We start from the raw sequence: 19,679 nt of genomic DNA, 5'->3' as shown, positions 1-19,679 counted from the left end.
CTTAGGTATTGGTATTAATAAAAAGTTTGCTTTTCATCTCTCATTTTCACCAAAATTGCCGCTGGTGTAAATTTGTCACCTAAGCTTGACGCATAATGCTCTAGACGTTCAACTAAGTGCTCCATTCCTAATTCATCCATATATCTAAATGGACCGCCTTTGAAGGGAGGAAAGCCTATGCCAAATATAGCACCAATATCGCCATCGCGGGCATTGCGAATTACGCCCTCTTCTAAGCACATGGCTGCTTCATTTAACATGCGCAAAACGCAGCGTTCAACCACTGTTGAGTCGGTATATTTGCTTTCAGGCGATACGCCTAGCAGTTTGTAAATTGATTCATCAACTTCTTTACCCGGCGATTTCCCCGAATAATCATAAAACCCTGAGCGATTTTTCTTACCCTTACGATCATTTTCAAGTAGCTTATCAAAAGCCTCTGGTGCACTAAAACGGTCGCCAAATTGCTTCATTAGGATAGGCGTAATTTTTGTACCAACATCTATACCTACTTCGTCAAGGAGTTTAAAGGCCCCCACCGGAAAACCAAATTTAACCAGCGCGCGGTCAATCGCGTCAATCGGCTGACCTTCCAAGGCTAAAAAGCCGGCTTCGCTGACGTAAGGCGCTAAAATTCGATTAACATAAAAGCCTGCCCCGTCTTTAACGACAATGGGTGTTTTGCCTTGGCGTTTCGCAAAGTCAACCGTGGTCGAAATCGTTTGCTCTGACGTTCCTTCATGAGGGATGACTTCTGCCAGTGGCATTTTATCAACCGGTGAAAAATAATGCAGACCAACCACATTTTCAGGGCGCTGGGCATTCGCCGCAATATCACTAATGGGAATAGACGAGGTATTTGATGCAAAAATAGTCTCTTTGTGCGCATGCTCTTCTATTTCTGCGACCATTTTCTGTTTAAGACCGAGATCTTCAAACACCGCTTCAATTACCATATCCACGCTTTTGTATCCTGAATAATCAAGACAGCCTGTGATCATCGCCATTTGCTGCTGCATGACTGTTGACAACATAAAGCGCTTTTTCACTTTTTTGTTGAGAATGTCATAGCTGTATTTCATTGCGCCAGCAATGCCGTTTTCGTTGATGTCTTTAATACGCACCGGCACTTTTGCTTTCGTTGCACTCACAAAGGCAATACCGCCGCCCATCAAGCCACCACCTAATACGCCGACTTTACTTATTTTTGCAGGTTTTACACCTTCCACACCACTTTCTTTCTTCATTTCGGTAGTGGCAAAAAATATCTCACGTAGTTGTTTTGACTCAGGTGTCATAACCAACTTACCAAACAGTTTTGCTTCGGTTTCGTAGCCTTTTTTACTGTCGCTCAAACCGGCTTCGATACAGTCAATAATATGCATCGGCGCTGGGTAATTACCTTTGGTTTTCGATAAGGTTTGTTGGCGAGCTTTTTTAAACAAAATATTACGCCCAAACGAGGTGTCTTCAAGCACTTTATTGGTAATAGACTTTTTAATACTGCGCGTTTTTGCTGGCTTAGCTGCGTATTCAATTGCCACATCCATTAAAATAGATTGAGGGACGCACTCATCAACAATGCCATACTTTTTCGCTTGTTTTGCACGTGCAGGACTGCCCGTTAGCATCATTTTCATGGCTTGCTGCACACCAATCAATGCTGGCAAGCGCTGAGTGCCGCCACTACCAGGCAACAGCCCGAGTTGAACTTCAGGCAAGCCCAGTTGTGTTTTGTCGCTATCGCTACAGATGCGGTAGTGACACGCCAAAGCGAGCTCTAATCCGCCACCTAAAGCAGGCCCATGTATTGCTGCAACAAAGGTTTTGGTCATTTTTTCCATGCGATCAAACAACACTTGGCCTTGCGTTGACAAGGTTTCAGCATCGTCACTTGATTCACAAGCCGCTAGCATACTGACATCAGCGCCAGCAACGAAAGAATCTTTTTTGCCACTGGCAACCACGACGCCCTTAATGCTGGCGTCATTTTCTATTTCATCTAAAACAGCCGATACTTCCTCGCCAAAATCTGCTTTTAGCGTATTCATGCTCTCACCAGGTACGTCCATGGTTAATATGGCGATGCCGTCATCATGTTTTTCTAAAGTAAAAGCACTCATTATTCTGTCTCCACTATCATAGCTGCGCCTAATCCACCGGCCGCACACGCTGTTAATAAGCCTGTACCACCGCCACGGCGGTTTAATTCGTTTAACATTTGCGTGATCATTCGCGTGCCCGTTGCGGCAAACGGATGGCCGTAAGCCAATGAACTTCCCATAACGTTAAACTTGTCCATATCGATAGTGCCTGTCGCTTTTTTCCGGCCAAGTTTTTCTTGGGCAAACTTGTCGCTTGCAAACATTTTAATATTAGCAAGTGTTTGCGCCGCGAAGGCTTCGTGCATTTCAATAAGGGTCAGGTCATCTAGGCTCATACCTGCACGTTCTAGCGCGATTGGTGTAGCGTAAGAAGGACCCATTAGCATATCTTCCCATACGTCGATGGCTGCAAAGGCATAGCTTTTCAAATAACCAAGGGGTTTATATCCAAGTGCTTTCGCTCGACTTTCGGTCATCATTATCACCGCCGATGCTCCGTCGGTAAGCGGGGTCGCGTTAGCTGCGGTTACAGTGCCAAACTTTTTATCAAAGACTGGGCGTAGTTTTGCGTAGCTCTCTAGTTTGCTGTCAAAGCGAATATTGTTATCACGTAACATTGCACCTTTATAAGGTTGTGCGTATGCGGTCATAACTTCGCCATCTAAATTTCCTTTTTCCCAATTTTCACTAGCCAATGAGTGTGACCGATGAGCTAAAGCATCTTGGTCGGCGCGGGAAATTGAGTGAGTCTTGGCCATTTGTTCGGCAGTTTGTCCCATCGACAGGCCGGTAGAATATTCGGCTACGGCAGGCGGAACAGGCAGTAAATCTTTTACACCTAATTTTTTAAATATGGAAAACTTTTGGCCTAAGGTTTTGGCTTTTTGTAAGTCGACCAAAGCACGAGCTAAATTTTTAGAAACACCTATAGGCGAAACCGAAGTAGAATCAGCCCCCCTGCGATGCCCACTTCAATATTTCCTACTAACATTGATTCAGCAATATTGACGGTAGATTGAAAGCTTGTAGCACAGGCTCTTGATACGCTATATGCGTCAGTTTGTACTCCCATTCCGGTTCCCAGTACGACTTCACGAGCAATGTTAGGGGCCTCGGGCATTTGTACTACCTGTCCATATACAACCTGCTCTATCCAAGCTGGGTCGATGTCGTTACTAATCATTATTTCGTTTACGACCATCTTTGCGAGGTCAACCGCTGGCACACCATGAAAATAAGTCGCCATTTTGGCAAATGGGGTGCGTAAACCAGCAACGATGGCGATCCGATCACCACTGTGGGTTTTCAACATTTGTTTGTTGGACATATTGCTTCCTATTATTTAAGAAATCGTGTCATTAACTACGCGTTTCGGTATTAGCTTCAAGCTAAGGCTTTGAGTAAGCTGTAAATATCAATTGATAGACAAGCATGCTCACTTCAAGTTCATCAAGTACACAGCCTATTACAAAGCATAGCATCTTTATCAATTGTCGCTAATGATTCGAAGAGCTTCTGGTCTGACCACTGAAGTTAACACGCATTGTTGCAAAATTCATATCAAATAGCAAACTTACAGCCAACGCCCTTATTTGAAACTTTTACAATGCATAAAGGTCTACACTCTGTATTTTACCCAAGCGTTTACATTCTGAGCAAAAATCACTCTTTTATGCGTTTGATAATAATAGTTTTTTTACTTTTTTGTAAATAATAGCTTGAGATATATTTAGATAGACCTATATCAAAGTGGCGAAATAAAATTCTTGATTTGGGAAACAAACATGCACAACCAATTTACCGCACTACTTGAGCATTTAGATTCACAAGTATTAGGCCAAGGGCACTTAACCCAGAGTATTTTGATAGCCCTACTTGCTGATGGGCATCTACTTGTCGAAGGCCCTCCAGGACTTGCCAAAACCCGCGCGGTCAATGCCCTTTCAGATGGCATCGAAGCAAATTTTCATCGCGTACAATTTACCCCTGACTTATTACCTGCAGATTTAACCGGTACTGATATCTATCGCCCTGAGACTGGGATGTTTGTTTTTCAAAAAGGGCCGCTGTTTCATAATCTCGTTTTAGCAGATGAAATTAACCGTGCGCCTGCAAAAGTGCAATCAGCATTATTAGAGGCAATGGCAGAACGACAAATAACCGTGGGCAGCACAACCTATCAGTTGCCATCATTGTTTTTAGTCATGGCTACGCAAAACCCCTTGGAGCAAGAAGGCACTTACCCCTTACCTGAAGCCCAACTTGACCGTTTTTTAATGCATGTTGAAATTGATTATCCAGACGCTGAAACTGAACATAAAATATTGGCCCTAACCAGACGCGAAGCACTCAGTGACATAGAAAAAAGTAGTCCGCTTGATTCTCATGCTAAATTAAGCCAAGAAAATATTGCCCAAGCACGCGCAGACATTTTAAAATTACATGTATCAGAAGCCGCTGAGACTTACCTAGTGCAGCTTATTATGGCGACACGCCAGCCCGAAAAATACGACGCCGACTTAGCTCAATGGATTGAAATTGGTGCAAGTCCACGTGCAACCATTGCCCTTGAGCGATGCGCCCGTGCTCACGCATGGTTACACAAGCGTGACTTTGTGAGCCCTGAAGATATTCAAGCCGTATTACCCAACGTGTTAAGACATCGACTTATATACAGCTACCATGCTCAGGCCCAAGGCGTGAGTGCTAATCATGTCATTGAAAAGATATTGGCTATGGTACCTGTACCTTGAGCTTATAATAAAGCATGCATATGAAAGTGGTTAAATCACATATAAACGAGAGTGACTGGGCGTTATGGTAAACCCGCAAGCCGTGCTAAACGCGTTATTGTCAAATGGCGTTAACTGCGAATTAGATGAATTGGTTCGTTACCGCCCGCTCGCGCGAAAATTAAACTTAGCCCCCACCGGCACGATTAAAAGTGCAATGGCCGGTGCCTTAAGCTCTCGTTTTAAAGGTCGCGGAATGGAATTTGATGAAGCGCGACATTACCAACCTGGGGACGACATTCGCAGTATTGACTGGCGCGTGACTGCGCGCACAGGAAAGACCCATACCAAACTATACAGAGAAGAGCGTGAACGACCAGTATTAGTATTTGTTGATTTGTCAGCATCGATGCATTTTGGTACGCAGCTTTTGTATAAATCTGTGCAAGCCCTGCATGCCGCATCACTGATCACTTTTAGCGCCCTCTCACGCGGAGATAAAATTGGCTGTATGGCGGTTTCAAACACAAGTGACATTGAACGGAAACCAAAATCTACGGCTAAACATGCATTGTCGATGTTAAACCAACTTGTTGATATGCAGAAAAGTACCGTCGACACCGCGTTTAAGGATCTGAAAAAAAGCGTTGACCATACAACATTACCGCTGCCACCGGTAGATGCTAGCACGCACAATATGAATAAGTTAGCTATGCTCGCCCGGCCTGGCACACTGGTGTATGTCATATCAGATTTTAGTAATTTTAGTTCAAGTGCGTTTGCTGTGTTAGGGAAAATAAATCGCCATTGTGAAGTAAGGCCTTTGCGGGTGTTTGATCCGATAGAAGAGGCTTTGCCAAATTTGAATGGTATACAAGACGTGCTATTGTCAAATGGGCAGCAAGAACAACACATCATGCTTGGTGACAACAATGTCCATGAGCAATACAAACGCAAACGCAACGGTGTATTTACTGCATTGAAAGACGAATTATCTAGTTTAGGCTTGCCCCTCAGACAAATAAGCGCAGCTGTACCGGTTGAACAACAGTTAAATGCGAACAAAGCCGGTTTGATTTTAGGTGAATTTGTATGAATCCACTTGACCAACTTGCTGATATAAACACTCCCGAAGCGGTCTCTATGTGGCCTTTGGCATGGGGTTATTGGCTAGCCATTGCAATACTTATCGCCTTACTCGTATGGGGCATAAGCAGCCTTAGGCGCTATCAACAGCGTCGCAAAGCAAAACTAGCGGCGCTAAAAGCGTTTAATGACATTAGCAAAAATAGCGCTTATGCTGAGATTGCTCACAAAGTCCAAGTCATAGTTAAAAACCTTTGTGCACATTATTTACCAGAGTCAAACAGTAAAATGCTGTATGGAGATCCTTGGCACACTTTTTTGTTGGCCCTGTATAAAGGTAAGCAAAAAACTGAATTCGCATCTGCAATTGATATCTTGCAAGCACGTTTGTATGCGCCAAATGCGCATCACCTCGGCAATAACGCTAGTGAGAACGAAAATCACGCAAACGATAGCAATGAAATTGAAAAACAAAACATATTAATCCTTAAGGCGATGAAAGACTTTGTCCAAAACAGTTTCCCATGTTCACAAAACAAGCGTCTTGAAGCTCAAAACGTGCTTGGTATAAGCTCGCAATCACAAGGAGCCAAACATGTTTGAGTTTGTTTGGTGGCCTATATTGTTTGCTATTCCCCTTCCCTTGCTAGTGAGGTGGCTACTACCTGCAAAAGCAAAAAACACACAAGTGGCCTTGTACTTTCCCCATGTAAGTGAAGTGTCGGGCACGGCAATGGCTAAGGTTAGGGCCTCATTTTTTAAACTTCTGATTATGAGCATAGCGTGGCTCGCGTTGGTTGTGGCCTCTGCCCGACCTATTTGGTTTGGCGAACCCATTGCCATTCCCTCTGAAGGTCGTGATTTAATGTTGGCGGTTGATTTGTCGACGAGTATGCGTCAACAAGACATGGTCGTTACGGGCAGGCGCGTTGACCGCTTAGAGATGGTCAAATCGGTTATGGATGAGTTTATCGACCGACGAGTGGGCGACCGCATTGGCTTAATTTTATTTGGCGACACGGCCTATTTACAAGCGCCTTTGACCTTCGACCGTAACATCGTCAAAAAATTCTTAGAAGAAAGTGTGATTGGTTTAGTGGGCGACAGCACCGCCATTGGCGATGCGATTGGATTGGCAGTTAAGCGCTTCAAAGATAAAGAGCGTTCTAATCGTGTTTTAATATTATTGACCGATGGCCGCAACACCGCGGGTAACATTAACATCGAACAAGCGCTAGCGTTAGCGATGTCAAACGAAGTCACGATTTACGCCATTGGGGTGGGCTCTGACCAACAAATCCAAAATAGTGTTTTTGGTCAGCGCATTGTCAATCCATCCTCAGACTTAGATGAGCGTACATTGCTAAAAATAGCAAAAGATACGGGCGGGGAATATTTCCGCGCAAAAAGTACCGAGGAACTCGCCCAAATATATGCCCTTCTCGATTTGCTTGAGCCCGTAGAAGGCAGCGACCAAACTCTGCGACCTCGCGAAGAACTTTTTTACTATCCATTATTGTTAAGTTTGGCTATTGCTGCCTTAATGGCTATTTGGCCGCTATTATCTATGGCTATCCGAAAAATCAAAGGCGCACGAGGGACACCGCAATCAATGCGCGTACAGGGGGCTGAAGAATGAGCGATATCATCCATAATTTTCAGTTTATTCGCCCGCAGTGGCTATGGGCTTTAGCAATATTGCTTTTCTTTTATGTACTTAAGCTAAAGTTTGGTAAAGACCAAAATGTATGGCAACAACTTATACCTGCCCACCTCTATCAAAAAATGATTGTGAGCAAAGGTTTGCGTAGCTCAAATAAGTTTATTCACCTAGCCATGCTTGCCTTAACGCTGGGTATTGTCGCTATTTCTGGCCCTACTTGGGAAAAACTACCCCAGGCGGTATATCAAACTCAAGCAGGCAAAGTAATTTTAATGGACATGTCGATGTCAATGCGAGCGACAGATCTTTCTCCTAACCGCTTAACCCGCGCGCGCTTCAAAGCGATTGATTTAATCAACGAAGTCAAAGAAGGTGAAACTGGTTTAATCGCTTACGCTGGTGACGCATTTGTGGTGAGCCCGCTTACTGATGATGTGAATAACTTAAAGACATTAATACCCGTCTTGGCACCAGAGATTATGCCAACAGCAGGGAGTGTTGCGCTTAACGGGCTTCGTCAAGCAAGCGAACTGCTTCAAAACGCGGGATATCAGCAAGGCCAAATATATTGGATTACCGATGGCATACGCCAAGATGAAATAAGAGAAGTACGTAATTTCATCAGCAGTTCAGCGTTTGATGTATCGGCGCTGTTAATTGGTACAGAAGTAGGTGCGCCAATTGCAATGACCGACGGCCAACTGTTAAAAGACTACACTGGCAATATCGTCGTTCCCAGCATTAATACGCGATACATGGAGCAAGCAATGTCGGGAACCAAAGGCATTTATCATTTGTTTGCGAGTGATAATAGCGATATTGAAGCCATCAAACGCAAAGTTGAGTTTGCGCAGCAACAGCAATCCAAAGAAGTGGAAAATACCAGCGGCGATACCTATAAAGACATGGGACCGTTTTTAGTACTGTTGTTGCTACCCATCGCCGCCTATAGTTTTCGCAAAGGTGTATTGAGTATCGCAATAGTGAGTAGCCTATATCTTGTTGTGGGTGCCGGCGCAAAACCGGCTTATGCTCAGCAAGCGCAGGCCAATGACATTGCATCAAGCTCCCCAACAATCACGACGGCGAATCCCGATTCATCCCCTGAAAACTTGCTTGATAAAGTGTTTAAAAATGCTGATCAACGAGGAAAAATTGCCTTTGACAATCAAGACTTCGATACTGCTAAAGCACTTTTTGAGGACGACGAATGGCGAGCTGCCAGTGCTTATAAAAGCGGAGACTTTGAACAAGCCGCTTCTATATATGGAGATCTTGCCAAAAACAAACAGGCTAATGTAGCTGATAATCTCTATAACCAAGGCAATGCCCTAGCTAAACAAGGTAAACTTGAAGAGGCCATCAACGCCTATGAACAAGCGCTTGAAGTAGCCCAAGACCATGAAAATGCTGCGGCGAATAAGAAGCTTGTTGAGGACTTACTTCAGCAGCAACAAAATCAAGAAGGGCAAGAGGGGCAACAAAACCCAAATCAAGATTCGTCACAAAGTAATGAAGACCAACAACAGCAAAATGAATCACAAAATAGCGATTCTCAACAAAGTGAGGAGCAAAGTGAGGAGCAAAGTGAGGAGCAAAATGGCGAATCCCAAGAAAGTGACTCACAACAACAACAAGATGGACAGTCTCAAGAAGATAGCCAAGAGAATACAGAACAAAATCAAAGCCAACAAGGCGATAGTCAGAGCGAACAAGACGAAGCCTTAAAACAGGCTGCACAGGAACAAGAGCAGACACAAGGTGAGAGTGACCCTGAAGACACGACAGACCAAGAATCAGGGCAAGCGCAAGCCCCAGAAACAGATGAAAACGAAGCGAGTGAGCAAGAGCAGCAAGCAGCAATTTCAAACCAAGTGAACATGGATGACCTTAGCCCTGAACAAAAAGAAGAATTGCAAAGAATGCAGATGATTTTAAATAAAATACCTGACGACCCAGCGTTTTTGTTGAAACGGAAAATGCAGTTAGAAGCCTATAAACGAAAAAATAATCCTCCTCCACCCGAACAGGAAAATTGGTAGTTAGTATGAAATCCATTGTTAATCAGTCCAATTATTCATTGCCACAGCAAAAAACGCTGGTGATAAGTGCATTACTGTTGTTTATCTTCTTTGCTTTGACAGCGCCATTGCAAGCGCAAGTGCAACAATTAAGCGCCAGCGTTGACCGCAATACGGTACTATTAGATGAATCGATGCAATTGACACTTGTTGCTGAGGGTAGCGCAGCGCGAGACGCTGTCGACTTTTCAGCCCTACAAAAGAATTTCAGAGTTAGTCAGCCATCTTTTGCGCAATCAACCCAAATAATCAACGGTGCCATGTCGCGCACCGTGACATGGACTGTCAACTTGTATCCCAAGCAAACCGGTACATTTACCATCCCTAGTTTCACCGTAGAAGGTAAAAGCAGTAAGCAATTTAACGTACGTGTTTTACCAATAGATAACAGTGCAGGAGGTCAACCTCGCGAATTTTATGTGACCTCAAGTATAGATAATCAAGAAATCTATTTACAGCAACAGATTTTATATACGGTAAAAATACATCTATCTAGAGATATTCAACGGGGACAACTGACGCAACCTGACTTAGAAGGTGCGATTGTTGAACAAATCGGTGAAGATCAAGATTATCAAGAGATTATTGATGGTGTACGCTACCGTATAATTGAAAGAAAATACGCAATTATTCCCCAAGCAAGTGGAGACTTCACTATATCAGGGCCTATGTTTGAAGCTGAAGTGCCAACCAATTCGCGCCGCAGTTTTGCAAACTTTGGTCGCAGCGAGAACATTGCGCGCCGCGCACCCGATATCGACATAAATATTCGTCCTATTCCTGACAATTATAACTATACTTGGCTGCCCAGTGAGCGCGTCGAAATAGCTGAACAGTGGCAAGGCAACACCGAACCCTTTGCCGTGGGTGAGCCGGTGACTCGAACAATAACCTTGACCGCCCTTGGCTTAACCAAAGAGCAACTTCCATCGATTGATTTGCCCTACCACCCTAGTTTTAAGGTGTATCCAGAGCAGGCAAAACTAGCCACCGTCGAACGCAACAACCGACTAATTGCTCAAGGCGTCTTTAACAGTGCCATTATTCCAGAAGAAGCGGGTAAATTTGTGATGCCCGAAGCACGCATACCATGGTTTAACGTAAATACCGGGCAAACTGAATTTGCCATTTTGCCGGCCCGTTCTATAGAAGTTATCGCTAAACCCAATAGTGCAAAAACGCCCTTACAAAGTGCGCCACCACCGGCGCAGCAAGTACCAAGTAATCAAAACAACGAGGCACTCATAGACAGCGTAAGCAGTTCACAGACTAGCGGTCTTAACTGGCTTCATTATTTGCTCATTGCGAGTAATATTCTTAGCTTGGTTGCCTTTTTCGTTTACATCTTAATGAATAAACACAAGCCTAAAATGCAATCCTCAAGCACTCCTGTTAGCAGACCTTTGCTGAATGAAGAAGCTGCGTTTATGAAGCTTAAAAACCTGCTTGAACAAGGCAAGCTAACAGGCACAAACGAAGCCTTTGAAACTTGGCTTAAACAGTTGTTCGGTGACCGTTTCTATTCGGTTAGTGCCTGCTTAGCAAGTCAACCTGAGACACAGGCACTTGAAGCTTACAATTCGATACAGGCGCAACGTTTTTCTGAAAATGAGGAAGAACTCGATTTTAGACACATTATTACCTGCCTTAGTCAATTTAGGCAAAAAGCGCAAACTAGTACGAGCACAAACGCCTTAGCAACACTGTATCCCTAAACACAAGAAAAAGGGATTTTCCCTTTTTCTTGAGACTCGCATATTCACCCTTTACTAAAAAAGTTGCCCCAATGGGAAATAAAACGGCAGATGCCTCGGTCCTATCTGACATGAAAACAAAACAAAACCGATATGAAGCCTTGGTTAGGGCACTGCACGCTGATATTTTCCGATATGCTGTGTGGTTAATTAAAGACAAGTCGATTGCCGAAGATGTTGTGCAAGAAACTTTCTTGCGCGCATGGAAATCGCTCGACTCCCTAAAAGATGAAGGCGCTGCAAAAGCATGGCTAATTACTATCTTGAGACGCGAAAATGCGCGCCGCTTTGAGCGTAAACAGTTTGATACTGTCGATATTGAAGACGTTAGTATTGCAGACCCCCTCGCACACAGTGAAGAGACCTTGGCACAACGAGAAGTTCGCAACGCCATCATGAGCCTGAGTGATGAATACAGAGAACCTCTTAGCTTGCAAATACTGATGGGCTTTAGCGGCGATGAAATTGCAGAGCAACTTAATTTAAACAAAAACACCGTAATGACACGGTTATTTAGAGCAAGAAACCAATTGAAAGAAATACTAACCTCTCAAATGCGTACAGGGGAGCAGATAAATGGATGATTTAACCTTTAGAAGAACTATCTATGCCGACCCTTTCACCACCGATCCTGAAGTGATTGAAGCAGCAGCGAAAGACAAAAAGAAACAAGCCTTTTGGAATGAAGTTCGCCAAATGGAAAATGAGCTTAAAGCAGCAATGCAAATTCCAGTACCCGAGAATCTAGCTGACAAGCTAATACTCAGGCAATCGCTGAACGAACACAAAACGTCTAGCAAAAAGCGCCCATGGTATTTAGCGCTGGCGGCTTCGGTAATATTTGCATCGGTACTCACCTTTGGAATGTTAAACAATAAAGGTGATTTTAGCGCAGATATTTATGCTCATCTTAGCCATATGGATGCAGAGATGATGAAAGTATCCCAAGTCAATGCATCAGCGGTTAACGACAAACTGGCAAGCTTTAATGGTCAGATGACCGCTGATCTTGGCGAAGTAGTGTCAGCAAACTATTGTTATTTAGCGAGAATAAAAAGCTTACACTTGATCATTCGTGGCGAGCATGGCCTAACATCACTATTTGTTGTACCTGAATCAATTACCGAAACCCTTGGTGATCATTTTAGCAATGCCACTTATCAAGGCGCTTCCTTTTTACTTAATTCAGCCAAAATCATTGTTATTGGTGAAAATAAAGACGATGTAGAACAACTAGAAATACGCGCAAAACAAGCCATGTCGTTTTCGGCTTAAAGCCCTTCACTTTTGCGTAATAAAGCCTCTTGGTGGTCCAGAGGCTTTTTTATTGCCTTAAGTTTATGGATGTCACTGGATGACTATACTTTAGTTTTATCTTCATCCTGTTAGACTATGCTAGCGTAATTTTGCACAAACAGAATAAAAGAAGGTAGCATCTATGGAATTTGGCACTTATATCTCGTTAGGCATTTATTTTTTAATTATGTTGGGTATTGGTTTATATGCTTTTAAAACCAATGAAGACAATGCCTCGGGTTATCTGTTAGGCGGCAGAAAACTCAGTGCCCCTGTCACTGCGTTGTCTGCAGGCGCATCAGATATGAGTGGTTGGATGTTGATGGGCGTGCCAGGCGCGATGTACCTATCGGGCGCTTCTTCTTTGTGGATCGCTTTTGGTTTGACCCTTGGCGCATGGATTAACTATTTAGTTGTTGCTCCCCGCCTGCGTGTGTTTACCGAAGTCGCTAATGATTCAATTACCCTTCCCGATTACTTCGAAAATCGTTTTTTAGACAAAAGCCGAATGCTTCGTGTGATTGCCTCAATCGTGATTATCTTGTTTTTCACGCTCTACACCTCCTCGGGCGTAGTTGCCGGCGGCAAGTTATTTGAATCTTCTTTTGGTCTGAGCTATCAAATTGGCATATTTATCACTGCTGGGGTAGTAGTTACATATACCTTCTTCGGCGGATTTATGGCCGTTTCGATAACCGACTTCGTGCAAGGGTGCATTATGTTTATAGCCCTTGTACTAGTGCCAAGCGTAGTTGTCTTTGAGCTTGGTGGGATTAACAATACCCTTGATACTTTGCGCGAGATAAACCCCGACTTACTGTCATTGATGATTGATGCAGCAACAGGTGAAATGTTGAGTATCGTTGCTATAATCTCGCTCCTGTCTTGGGGCTTAGGCTACTTTGGCCAACCTCATATTATCGTCAGATTTATGGCGATAAGAAGTGTAAAAGATATTCCGACTGCTCGTAGAATTGGGATGACTTGGATGATAGTCGCCTTAATAGGCGCTGCAATGACCGGTGTTTTTGGTCTCGCTTACATGAACAGTAATGCGATTCCCTTAGACGATCCCGAAACTATTTTCATTGTGCTGTCACAACTCCTATTTAATCCTTTAATTGGTGGTTTTTTATTGGCCGCCATATTAGCCGCGATTATGAGTACAATCTCGTCTCAGCTATTAGTGACCTCTAGTTCTCTTACGCGCGACGTATACGCATGTTTTATTAACAAAGAAGCGAGTGAAAGCCAGCAAGTGCTGGTTGGGCGTTTGTGCGTTATCGTTGTAGCCGTAGCCGCTATTGGCTTGGCATTAGGTGAAAATAAAACGATTTTATCTCTGGTCAGTAATGCTTGGGCAGGATTTGGCGCGGCATTTGGGCCGCTAGTTATCATCTCTTTACTATGGGATAAAATGACAAAAGCCGGTGCAATAGCAGGCATGCTTGCAGGCACAATCACTGTATTAATTTGGATTTTTGTGCCAATTGATGCTCAAGGAACAGTATTATCTTCGTATATTTACGAAATAATCCCTGGGTTTTTGGTCGCTTCTGCCGTTATAGTCATTACAAGTTTAGCGATGCCAGACAAAAATAAAGAAATCACTAAGCTATTTGATCAATTTACAGAGCGTTATAACCAAGGGTAGTAACGCATAATTTTTTTAGGGGCTTATGGCTTTTTTCGCAGCAAGACAACCAATTTTAGACGTTAATAAACAGGTCTATGGATACGAACTCTTGTTTCGTACCAGTACCGATAACGTTTTTCCTGATATTGATCAAGAAAAAGCCACCTCCAAAATGATTGAAGGCCTACAGTTTGACTTAGGCCTCGACAAAATTTCTTCTGGTAAATATGCCTTTATTAATTTTACCGAAGACTCAATATTAAAGTCCTATCCTAGTTTGCTTCCTAAAAGCCGAGTGGTTGTAGAGGTACTCGAAACAGTACAGCCCACCGCTGACATTTACCAAGCACTTAAAGAATTATCTGAGGAAGGCTATGTAATTGCCCTTGATGATTTTATTCACAGCGACGCATGGGAGGCCTTCTATGCGATTTGTAAAATCGTAAAAGTAGATTGCTTAAACACCTCCCCTGAAGAATTAAAGGAAATTTCAAAGCTTAAAATAAGGCATCCGCACATTATTCTGCTCGCTGAAAAAGTCGAGTCCTATGAAGAGTTCACGCGCTATGCACAGATGGGTTTTGATTTATTTCAAGGTTTTTTCTTTAGCAAGCCTGAGGTAATGAAAAACGTCAGTATGTCTTCTGCACAATCATTGCTGTCAGATTTGTTAAACGAAGTCACTAAGCCCGAACCCAATGTAAAACACGTAACTGCTTTGCTAGAAATGGATGCGGGTCTTTCATTTAAAGTATTACGCTACACGCAGTCCCCGCTTTTTCAGCGCAGTAAAAAGATCGAAAGTATTCGCCAAGCTGTCGTTATGCTTGGCAAAGTTGAGTTAGAACGCTTTGTTATGCTCTTGTTTGCAGCTTCTTTAGGCCAAGATAAACCTAGTGAGCTAATTAAATTGTCGATGCACCGTGCTAAATTTAGTGAAAAGTTGGCGGTGTTATCAAACAAAAAGGATAAAGAATCTTCTGCCTTTTTAGTTGGTATGCTGTCTTTAATAGATGCGATGCTCGACGCCAATATTGAAGAGCTCATTGGCAACATGCCTTTATCAGAAACCATAAAAGAAGCCTTGTTAGTGCACAAAGGCTGGTTAGCGAATGTCATTTTAGTATGCGAAATTATGGAGCATGGTAATTGGACTAAGCTAGACAAAGCCTGCACTATCTTGAAGGTTGAGTATGACGACCTCGTGAGTGCGTACGACGAAGCCGGAGTATGGGCAGAAGAGCGACTGGCACTGCTGATTTAGTTTCTCGCGTTCAAATAACATCGGTATTTCGAATACATAGCCATACCCACTTATCAATGCGTATATCAGTATGCACCTTAGCAAGGTATACCATTTCTTTTATCTAGATAGTTTACTTGTGCATTAACAGGCTTATAACAAAACCATCTATTTAGTTATAAAATAGTAATTAAAGATGCTTATTTGTCATAATCAACTAAGTTTCCTTATGCTATTCTCCTAATCTTATTCGTTATTAGAATATACAACAGTGATTGTGCACAATCTGTTGATGCAAATAGTGCCTAGTACTCGTTCTATTTTTCAATTTCAACTAACCTGAACAAACTTATAGGTAGCGTAAAATATGACTGCAAAATTGCCCTCCATGACCCACCTCAAACAACTTGAGGCTGAGAGCATACATATCTTCAGAGAAGTTGCAGCTGAGTTTGACAACCCAGTCATGCTGTATTCTGTTGGTAAAGATTCATCGGTGCTATTGCATCTTGCCCGTAAAGCCTTTGCACCTGGCACTATCCCATTTCCACTTTTGCATGTAGATACCACATGGAAGTTTAAAGAAATGATTTCATTTAGAGATGAAGTCGCCAAAAAGCACAACTTAAACCTGCTAGTACACACCAATCAAGAAGGTATTGATCAAGGCGTAGGCCCTTTCTCAGTAGGCAGCGCTAAACATACTGACATTATGAAAACCGCAGCCCTTAAACAGGCGCTTGATCACTATAAATTTGATGCTGCCTTCGGTGGCGCTAGACGTGACGAAGAAAAATCTCGCGCTAAAGAGCGAGTTTATTCGTTCAGAGATGAAAACCATCGCTGGGATCCAAAAAATCAACGTCCTGAACTGTGGAATATTTATAATTCACAAATTAATAAAGGCGAAAGTATCCGCGTATTCCCGATGTCGAATTGGACTGAGCTGGATATTTGGCAATATATTTACCTTGAAAACATCGACATCCCGTCTTTGTATCTTGCAAAAAAACGTCCAGTGGTAGACCGCGACGGTACACTCATTATGGTTGACGATGAGCGCATGCCTTTAGAAGAAGGTGAAGTACCAATGATGAAATCTGTACGATTTAGAACCTTAGGTTGCTACCCCTTAACAGGTGCTGTTGAATCTGAAGCCGACACCCTGCCTGAAGTCATTCAAGAAATGCTGCTGACTAAAACGTCTGAGCGTCAAGGGCGAGTTATAGACCATGATTCGTCTGGCTCTATGGAGAAGAAAAAAATGGAGGGTTACTTCTAATGACAAGCAATATCGTATGGCACAAAAGCACCGTTAGTAAAGAAGACCGTTCAACAAGACTTGAACAACGTCCAAGCGTAATATGGTTTACTGGTTTGTCGGGTTCTGGCAAATCAACCATTGCCAATTTATTAGAAAAACGCTTATACGAAGCAGACCACTCAACCTATTTGCTTGACGGCGATAATGTTCGCCATGGCTTATGTGGCGACTTGGGCTTTGACGACAAAGCGCGCGTTGAAAACATTCGCCGCATCAGTGAAGTCAGTAAACTTTTTGTTGATGCTGGAATGATTGTATTAACCGCATTTATCTCACCGTTTAAAGCCGACAGAAATTACTGCCGTTCTCTTTTAGCTGAAGGTGAATTTATCGAAGTGTTTGTCGACACCCCCATTGAAGTATGCGAAAAGCGCGACCCGAAAGGCTTATATCAAAAGGCTCGCAGTGGCGACATTAAACACTTTACCGGCATAGATTCAGCTTATGAAGCTCCTGAAGCGCCCGAAATTCATTTGACCTACAAAGACGAAAGTGCCGAAGCAACCGTAGAGCGTTTATATGACGCCCTTAAAGCAAAAGGATATGTGAAGTGAGTACTTTTGAATTAAACGAACAAAGTGTTGATGCGCTAACTAAAATCGCCGTCGACGCTGGTGAAAAAATTCTTGAGATTTATGCCCAAGACTTCACCATCTATGATAAATCAGACTCAAGCCCGCTGACTGAAGCGGATTTAGCCGCGCATCATCACATTGTAGATGCCTTAACTGCACTAACTGATTTACCGATATTGTCTGAAGAATCGAGTGACATCACTTGGCAGGAGCGCAAAACATGGACGCGCTACTGGTTGGTTGACCCTCTTGATGGCACCAAAGAATTTATCAAGAAAAACGGCGAATTCACGGTCAATATTGCGCTTATTGAATACGGCGTACCGACCTTTGGTGTTGTGCATGCGCCGGTGTTAAATAAGACATACGTTGGCGTTAAAAACAAAGGCGCCTATGTTATCGACAACGGCCAGAAAAGCCCCATAAAAGCCGCCGCGCATCAACACGGTGAAACTTGGAAAGTGGTGGGAAGCCGTTCACATCAAAGCCCTGAAATTAACAAAATAATGGACGCCCTTGATGGTGAAAAAGATCTTGTCGCGATGGGAAGTTCTTTGAAACTTTGTTTGGTAGCAACAGGTGAAGCTCATCTATATCCTCGTGTTGGGCCAACCAGCGAGTGGGATACGGGTGCAGCGCACGCAGTCGCGCTAGCTGCAGGTGCAAAAGTAACCGTGCTTGACCCAGATAAGCCCTTTGATGCTGACGCGAACCCGCTTCGCTACAATCAGAAAGAATCTATTTTGAACCCTTTTTTCATGGTAAGTTGTTAATATGTTTAACGAAAACGAATTATTACGCTCCGACATACACGAATATTTAGCTGCCCACGAACGCAAAGATTTAATGCGCTTTTTAACCTGTGGTAGCGTTGATGACGGTAAAAGTACCCTTATTGGACGTCTATTACACGATTCGAAAATGATCTATGAAGATCAATTAGCCGCCATTACAAAAGACAGTAAAAAAGTCGGCACGACCGGCGAGAAAGTTGACCTCGCCTTACTAGTAGATGGTTTGCAATCTGAACGTGAGCAAGGCATTACAATCGATGTTGCTTATCGCTACTTTAGTACCGACAAACGCAAATTCATTATTGCTGACACACCGGGACACGAGCAATATACGCGCAACATGGTAACCGGTGCATCTACCTGTGACCTCGCGATATTGATGGTTGATGCGCGCGCGGGAATTAAAACACAAACTAAACGCCATTCATTCTTAGCCTCTTTATTAGGCATTAAGCATGCAATCGTTGCGGTCAATAAAATGGACCTAATGGAATTTAGTGAAACCGTTTTTCAAGAAATAAAGCAAGATTTCTTGGCGTTTTCTAAGCAGCTTAATATTCCAGATATCCGTTTTGTACCCATGTCGGCCCTTGAAGGTGACAACGTAGTAAACCGGAGTGAACATACGCCTTGGTATACTGGCCCTACCCTAATGGAAACCTTGGAAACGATAGAAATATCTGATCAACGCAACGATGATTTTAGGTTTCCGGTACAATATGTAAGCCGTCCTCACCTAAACTTTAGAGGTTTTGCAGGCACCATAGTGTCGGGTACCATTGCCCCGGGTGACAGCATCACGGTATTGCCATCAGGTAAAAACTCCAAGGTTAAATCTATTTACACCTTTGATGGTGACATTGAGCGTGCTACTGCACAACAAGCGGTTACCTTAACCCTTGAAGATGAAATCGATATTTCACGCGGGGATATGATTGTAAAAGATGATAACCTGCCGTTGAATGCGAGTAGCTTTAGTACGCATATGGTGTGGATGGCAGAAGAAGCCCTTATACCTAACAAGCAATATAGCTTTAAGTTTGCCACCAAAACGGTAAGTGGAACGGTATCAGAACTACATCATAAAATAGATGTAAATACCTTAAAAGAAAGCGAAGCTTTGCATTTAAACTTAAATGAAATTGGTGTGTGTAATATTCGCCTTACGCAAAATATTGCGTGTGACCCTTACACCAAAAATCGTGCAACCGGTGCATTTATTGTTATCGATCGCATGACTAATGGCACTGTGGGTGCGGGCATGATCATAAGCGCGAATAAAGATAAAGCAGGCTCAACACAATACTCTGAGTTTGAAATTGAAATGAATGCGCTAGTTAGAAAACACTTCCCGCATTGGGGTGTTACTGATATTAGCAATAGCTAGAAT

General features: G+C 43.2%; 15 protein-coding genes and 1 pseudogene. 14 read left to right on the top strand and 2 right to left on the bottom strand.

Annotation, left to right across the window (positions count from 1 at the left end; genetic code table 11):
* Window positions 1–14: 14 nt before the first annotated feature.
* Both fadJ and fadI read right to left on the bottom strand, forming a co-directional pair.
* Entirely contained in the window at window positions 15–2,123 is a 2,109-nt protein-coding gene (gene fadJ / locus AC0L6H_RS12280) for a fatty acid oxidation complex subunit alpha FadJ (protein ID WP_473389281.1), read from the bottom strand.
* A pseudogene (fadI, locus tag AC0L6H_RS12275) lies at window positions 2,123–3,432 on the bottom strand (acetyl-CoA C-acyltransferase FadI). The gene fadJ and the pseudogene fadI overlap by 1 nt, the downstream one beginning before the upstream one ends.
* A 457-nt stretch (window positions 3,433–3,889) precedes the next feature.
* On the opposite strand from fadI, the gene AC0L6H_RS12270 reads away from it, so the two are divergent.
* The 14 genes from AC0L6H_RS12270 (at window position 3,890) to cysN (ending at window position 19,676) form a co-directional block, all read left to right on the top strand.
* Window positions 3,890–4,858 (top strand): AAA family ATPase, encoded by a 969-nt coding sequence (locus AC0L6H_RS12270; protein ID WP_473389280.1) that lies wholly within the window; start codon window positions 3,890–3,892, stop codon window positions 4,856–4,858.
* A 64-nt stretch (window positions 4,859–4,922) separates the two neighbouring features.
* Window positions 4,923–5,933 carry a DUF58 domain-containing protein gene (locus AC0L6H_RS12265; RefSeq protein WP_473389279.1) on the top strand — a complete coding sequence of 337 codons (1,011 nt, stop codon included), beginning with the start codon at window positions 4,923–4,925 and terminating at the stop codon, window positions 5,931–5,933.
* Complete coding sequence (locus AC0L6H_RS12260) at window positions 5,930–6,526, top strand: DUF4381 domain-containing protein (protein WP_473389278.1); 597 nt, start codon at window positions 5,930–5,932, stop codon at window positions 6,524–6,526. The genes AC0L6H_RS12265 and AC0L6H_RS12260 overlap by 4 nt, the downstream gene beginning before the upstream one ends.
* On the top strand, window positions 6,519–7,562 hold the full coding sequence (locus AC0L6H_RS12255; protein WP_473389277.1) for a vWA domain-containing protein: 1,044 nt from the start codon (window positions 6,519–6,521) through the stop codon (window positions 7,560–7,562). Before AC0L6H_RS12260 ends, AC0L6H_RS12255 begins: the two co-directional genes overlap by 8 nt.
* Complete coding sequence (locus tag AC0L6H_RS12250) at window positions 7,559–9,628, top strand: vWA domain-containing protein (RefSeq protein WP_473389275.1); 2,070 nt, start codon at window positions 7,559–7,561, stop codon at window positions 9,626–9,628. The genes AC0L6H_RS12255 and AC0L6H_RS12250 overlap by 4 nt, the downstream gene beginning before the upstream one ends.
* Before the next feature lie 5 nt (window positions 9,629–9,633).
* Window positions 9,634–11,382: a BatD family protein gene (locus AC0L6H_RS12245; protein WP_473389274.1), complete on the top strand. Its 1,749-nt coding sequence runs from the start codon at window positions 9,634–9,636 to the stop codon at window positions 11,380–11,382.
* A gap of 71 nt (window positions 11,383–11,453) precedes the next feature.
* A complete protein-coding gene (locus AC0L6H_RS12240) occupies window positions 11,454–12,005 on the top strand; it encodes a sigma-70 family RNA polymerase sigma factor (protein WP_473389273.1) in 552 nt (183 codons plus the stop codon).
* Window positions 11,998–12,696: a DUF3379 family protein gene (locus AC0L6H_RS12235; RefSeq protein WP_473389271.1), complete on the top strand. Its 699-nt coding sequence runs from the start codon at window positions 11,998–12,000 to the stop codon at window positions 12,694–12,696. The genes AC0L6H_RS12240 and AC0L6H_RS12235 overlap by 8 nt, the downstream gene beginning before the upstream one ends.
* 163 nt (window positions 12,697–12,859) lie before the next feature.
* Window positions 12,860–14,371: a sodium/proline symporter PutP gene (gene putP, locus AC0L6H_RS12230; RefSeq protein ID WP_473389270.1), complete on the top strand. Its 1,512-nt coding sequence runs from the start codon at window positions 12,860–12,862 to the stop codon at window positions 14,369–14,371.
* Between the two features lie 25 nt (window positions 14,372–14,396).
* Window positions 14,397–15,617, top strand: a complete 1,221-nt coding sequence (locus AC0L6H_RS12225) for an EAL and HDOD domain-containing protein (protein ID WP_473389269.1) — start codon at window positions 14,397–14,399, stop codon at window positions 15,615–15,617.
* Window positions 15,618–15,963: 346 nt separating this feature from the next.
* Entirely contained in the window at window positions 15,964–16,878 is a 915-nt protein-coding gene (cysD, locus tag AC0L6H_RS12220) for a sulfate adenylyltransferase subunit CysD (protein ID WP_473389268.1), read from the top strand.
* Window positions 16,878–17,474, top strand: a complete 597-nt coding sequence (gene cysC / locus AC0L6H_RS12215) for an adenylyl-sulfate kinase (protein ID WP_473389266.1) — start codon at window positions 16,878–16,880, stop codon at window positions 17,472–17,474. The genes cysD and cysC overlap by 1 nt, the downstream gene beginning before the upstream one ends.
* Window positions 17,471–18,268, top strand: a complete 798-nt coding sequence (gene cysQ, locus AC0L6H_RS12210) for a 3'(2'),5'-bisphosphate nucleotidase CysQ (RefSeq protein WP_473389264.1) — start codon at window positions 17,471–17,473, stop codon at window positions 18,266–18,268. The genes cysC and cysQ overlap by 4 nt, the downstream gene beginning before the upstream one ends.
* 1 nt (window position 18,269) lies before the next feature.
* Complete coding sequence (gene cysN, locus AC0L6H_RS12205; protein ID WP_473389263.1) at window positions 18,270–19,676, top strand: sulfate adenylyltransferase subunit CysN; 1,407 nt, start codon at window positions 18,270–18,272, stop codon at window positions 19,674–19,676.
* Window positions 19,677–19,679 lie beyond the last annotated feature (3 nt).

Source organism: Glaciecola sp. G7-5, assembly GCF_055808975.1.
The sequence above is the reverse complement of the archived record's forward strand: the minus strand, read 5'-3'. Positions and strand labels throughout refer to the sequence as shown.

What these genes read in the sequence shown, in the direction of transcription:
- fadJ (WP_473389281.1), bottom strand. Translation starts at nt 2,123, where the DNA reads ATGAGTGCTTTTACTTTAGAAAAACATGATGACGGCATCGCCATATTA.
- AC0L6H_RS12270 (WP_473389280.1), top strand. Translation starts at nt 3,890, where the DNA reads ATGCACAACCAATTTACCGCACTACTTGAGCATTTAGATTCACAAGTA.
- AC0L6H_RS12265 (WP_473389279.1), top strand. Translation starts at nt 4,923, where the DNA reads ATGGTAAACCCGCAAGCCGTGCTAAACGCGTTATTGTCAAATGGCGTT.
- AC0L6H_RS12260 (WP_473389278.1), top strand. Translation starts at nt 5,930, where the DNA reads ATGAATCCACTTGACCAACTTGCTGATATAAACACTCCCGAAGCGGTC.
- AC0L6H_RS12255 (WP_473389277.1), top strand. Translation starts at nt 6,519, where the DNA reads ATGTTTGAGTTTGTTTGGTGGCCTATATTGTTTGCTATTCCCCTTCCC.
- AC0L6H_RS12250 (WP_473389275.1), top strand. Translation starts at nt 7,559, where the DNA reads ATGAGCGATATCATCCATAATTTTCAGTTTATTCGCCCGCAGTGGCTA.
- AC0L6H_RS12245 (WP_473389274.1), top strand. Translation starts at nt 9,634, where the DNA reads ATGAAATCCATTGTTAATCAGTCCAATTATTCATTGCCACAGCAAAAA.
- AC0L6H_RS12240 (WP_473389273.1), top strand. Translation starts at nt 11,454, where the DNA reads ATGGGAAATAAAACGGCAGATGCCTCGGTCCTATCTGACATGAAAACA.
- AC0L6H_RS12235 (WP_473389271.1), top strand. Translation starts at nt 11,998, where the DNA reads ATGGATGATTTAACCTTTAGAAGAACTATCTATGCCGACCCTTTCACC.
- putP (WP_473389270.1), top strand. Translation starts at nt 12,860, where the DNA reads ATGGAATTTGGCACTTATATCTCGTTAGGCATTTATTTTTTAATTATG.
- AC0L6H_RS12225 (WP_473389269.1), top strand. Translation starts at nt 14,397, where the DNA reads ATGGCTTTTTTCGCAGCAAGACAACCAATTTTAGACGTTAATAAACAG.
- cysD (WP_473389268.1), top strand. Translation starts at nt 15,964, where the DNA reads ATGACTGCAAAATTGCCCTCCATGACCCACCTCAAACAACTTGAGGCT.
- cysC (WP_473389266.1), top strand. Translation starts at nt 16,878, where the DNA reads ATGACAAGCAATATCGTATGGCACAAAAGCACCGTTAGTAAAGAAGAC.
- cysN (WP_473389263.1), top strand. Translation starts at nt 18,270, where the DNA reads ATGTTTAACGAAAACGAATTATTACGCTCCGACATACACGAATATTTA.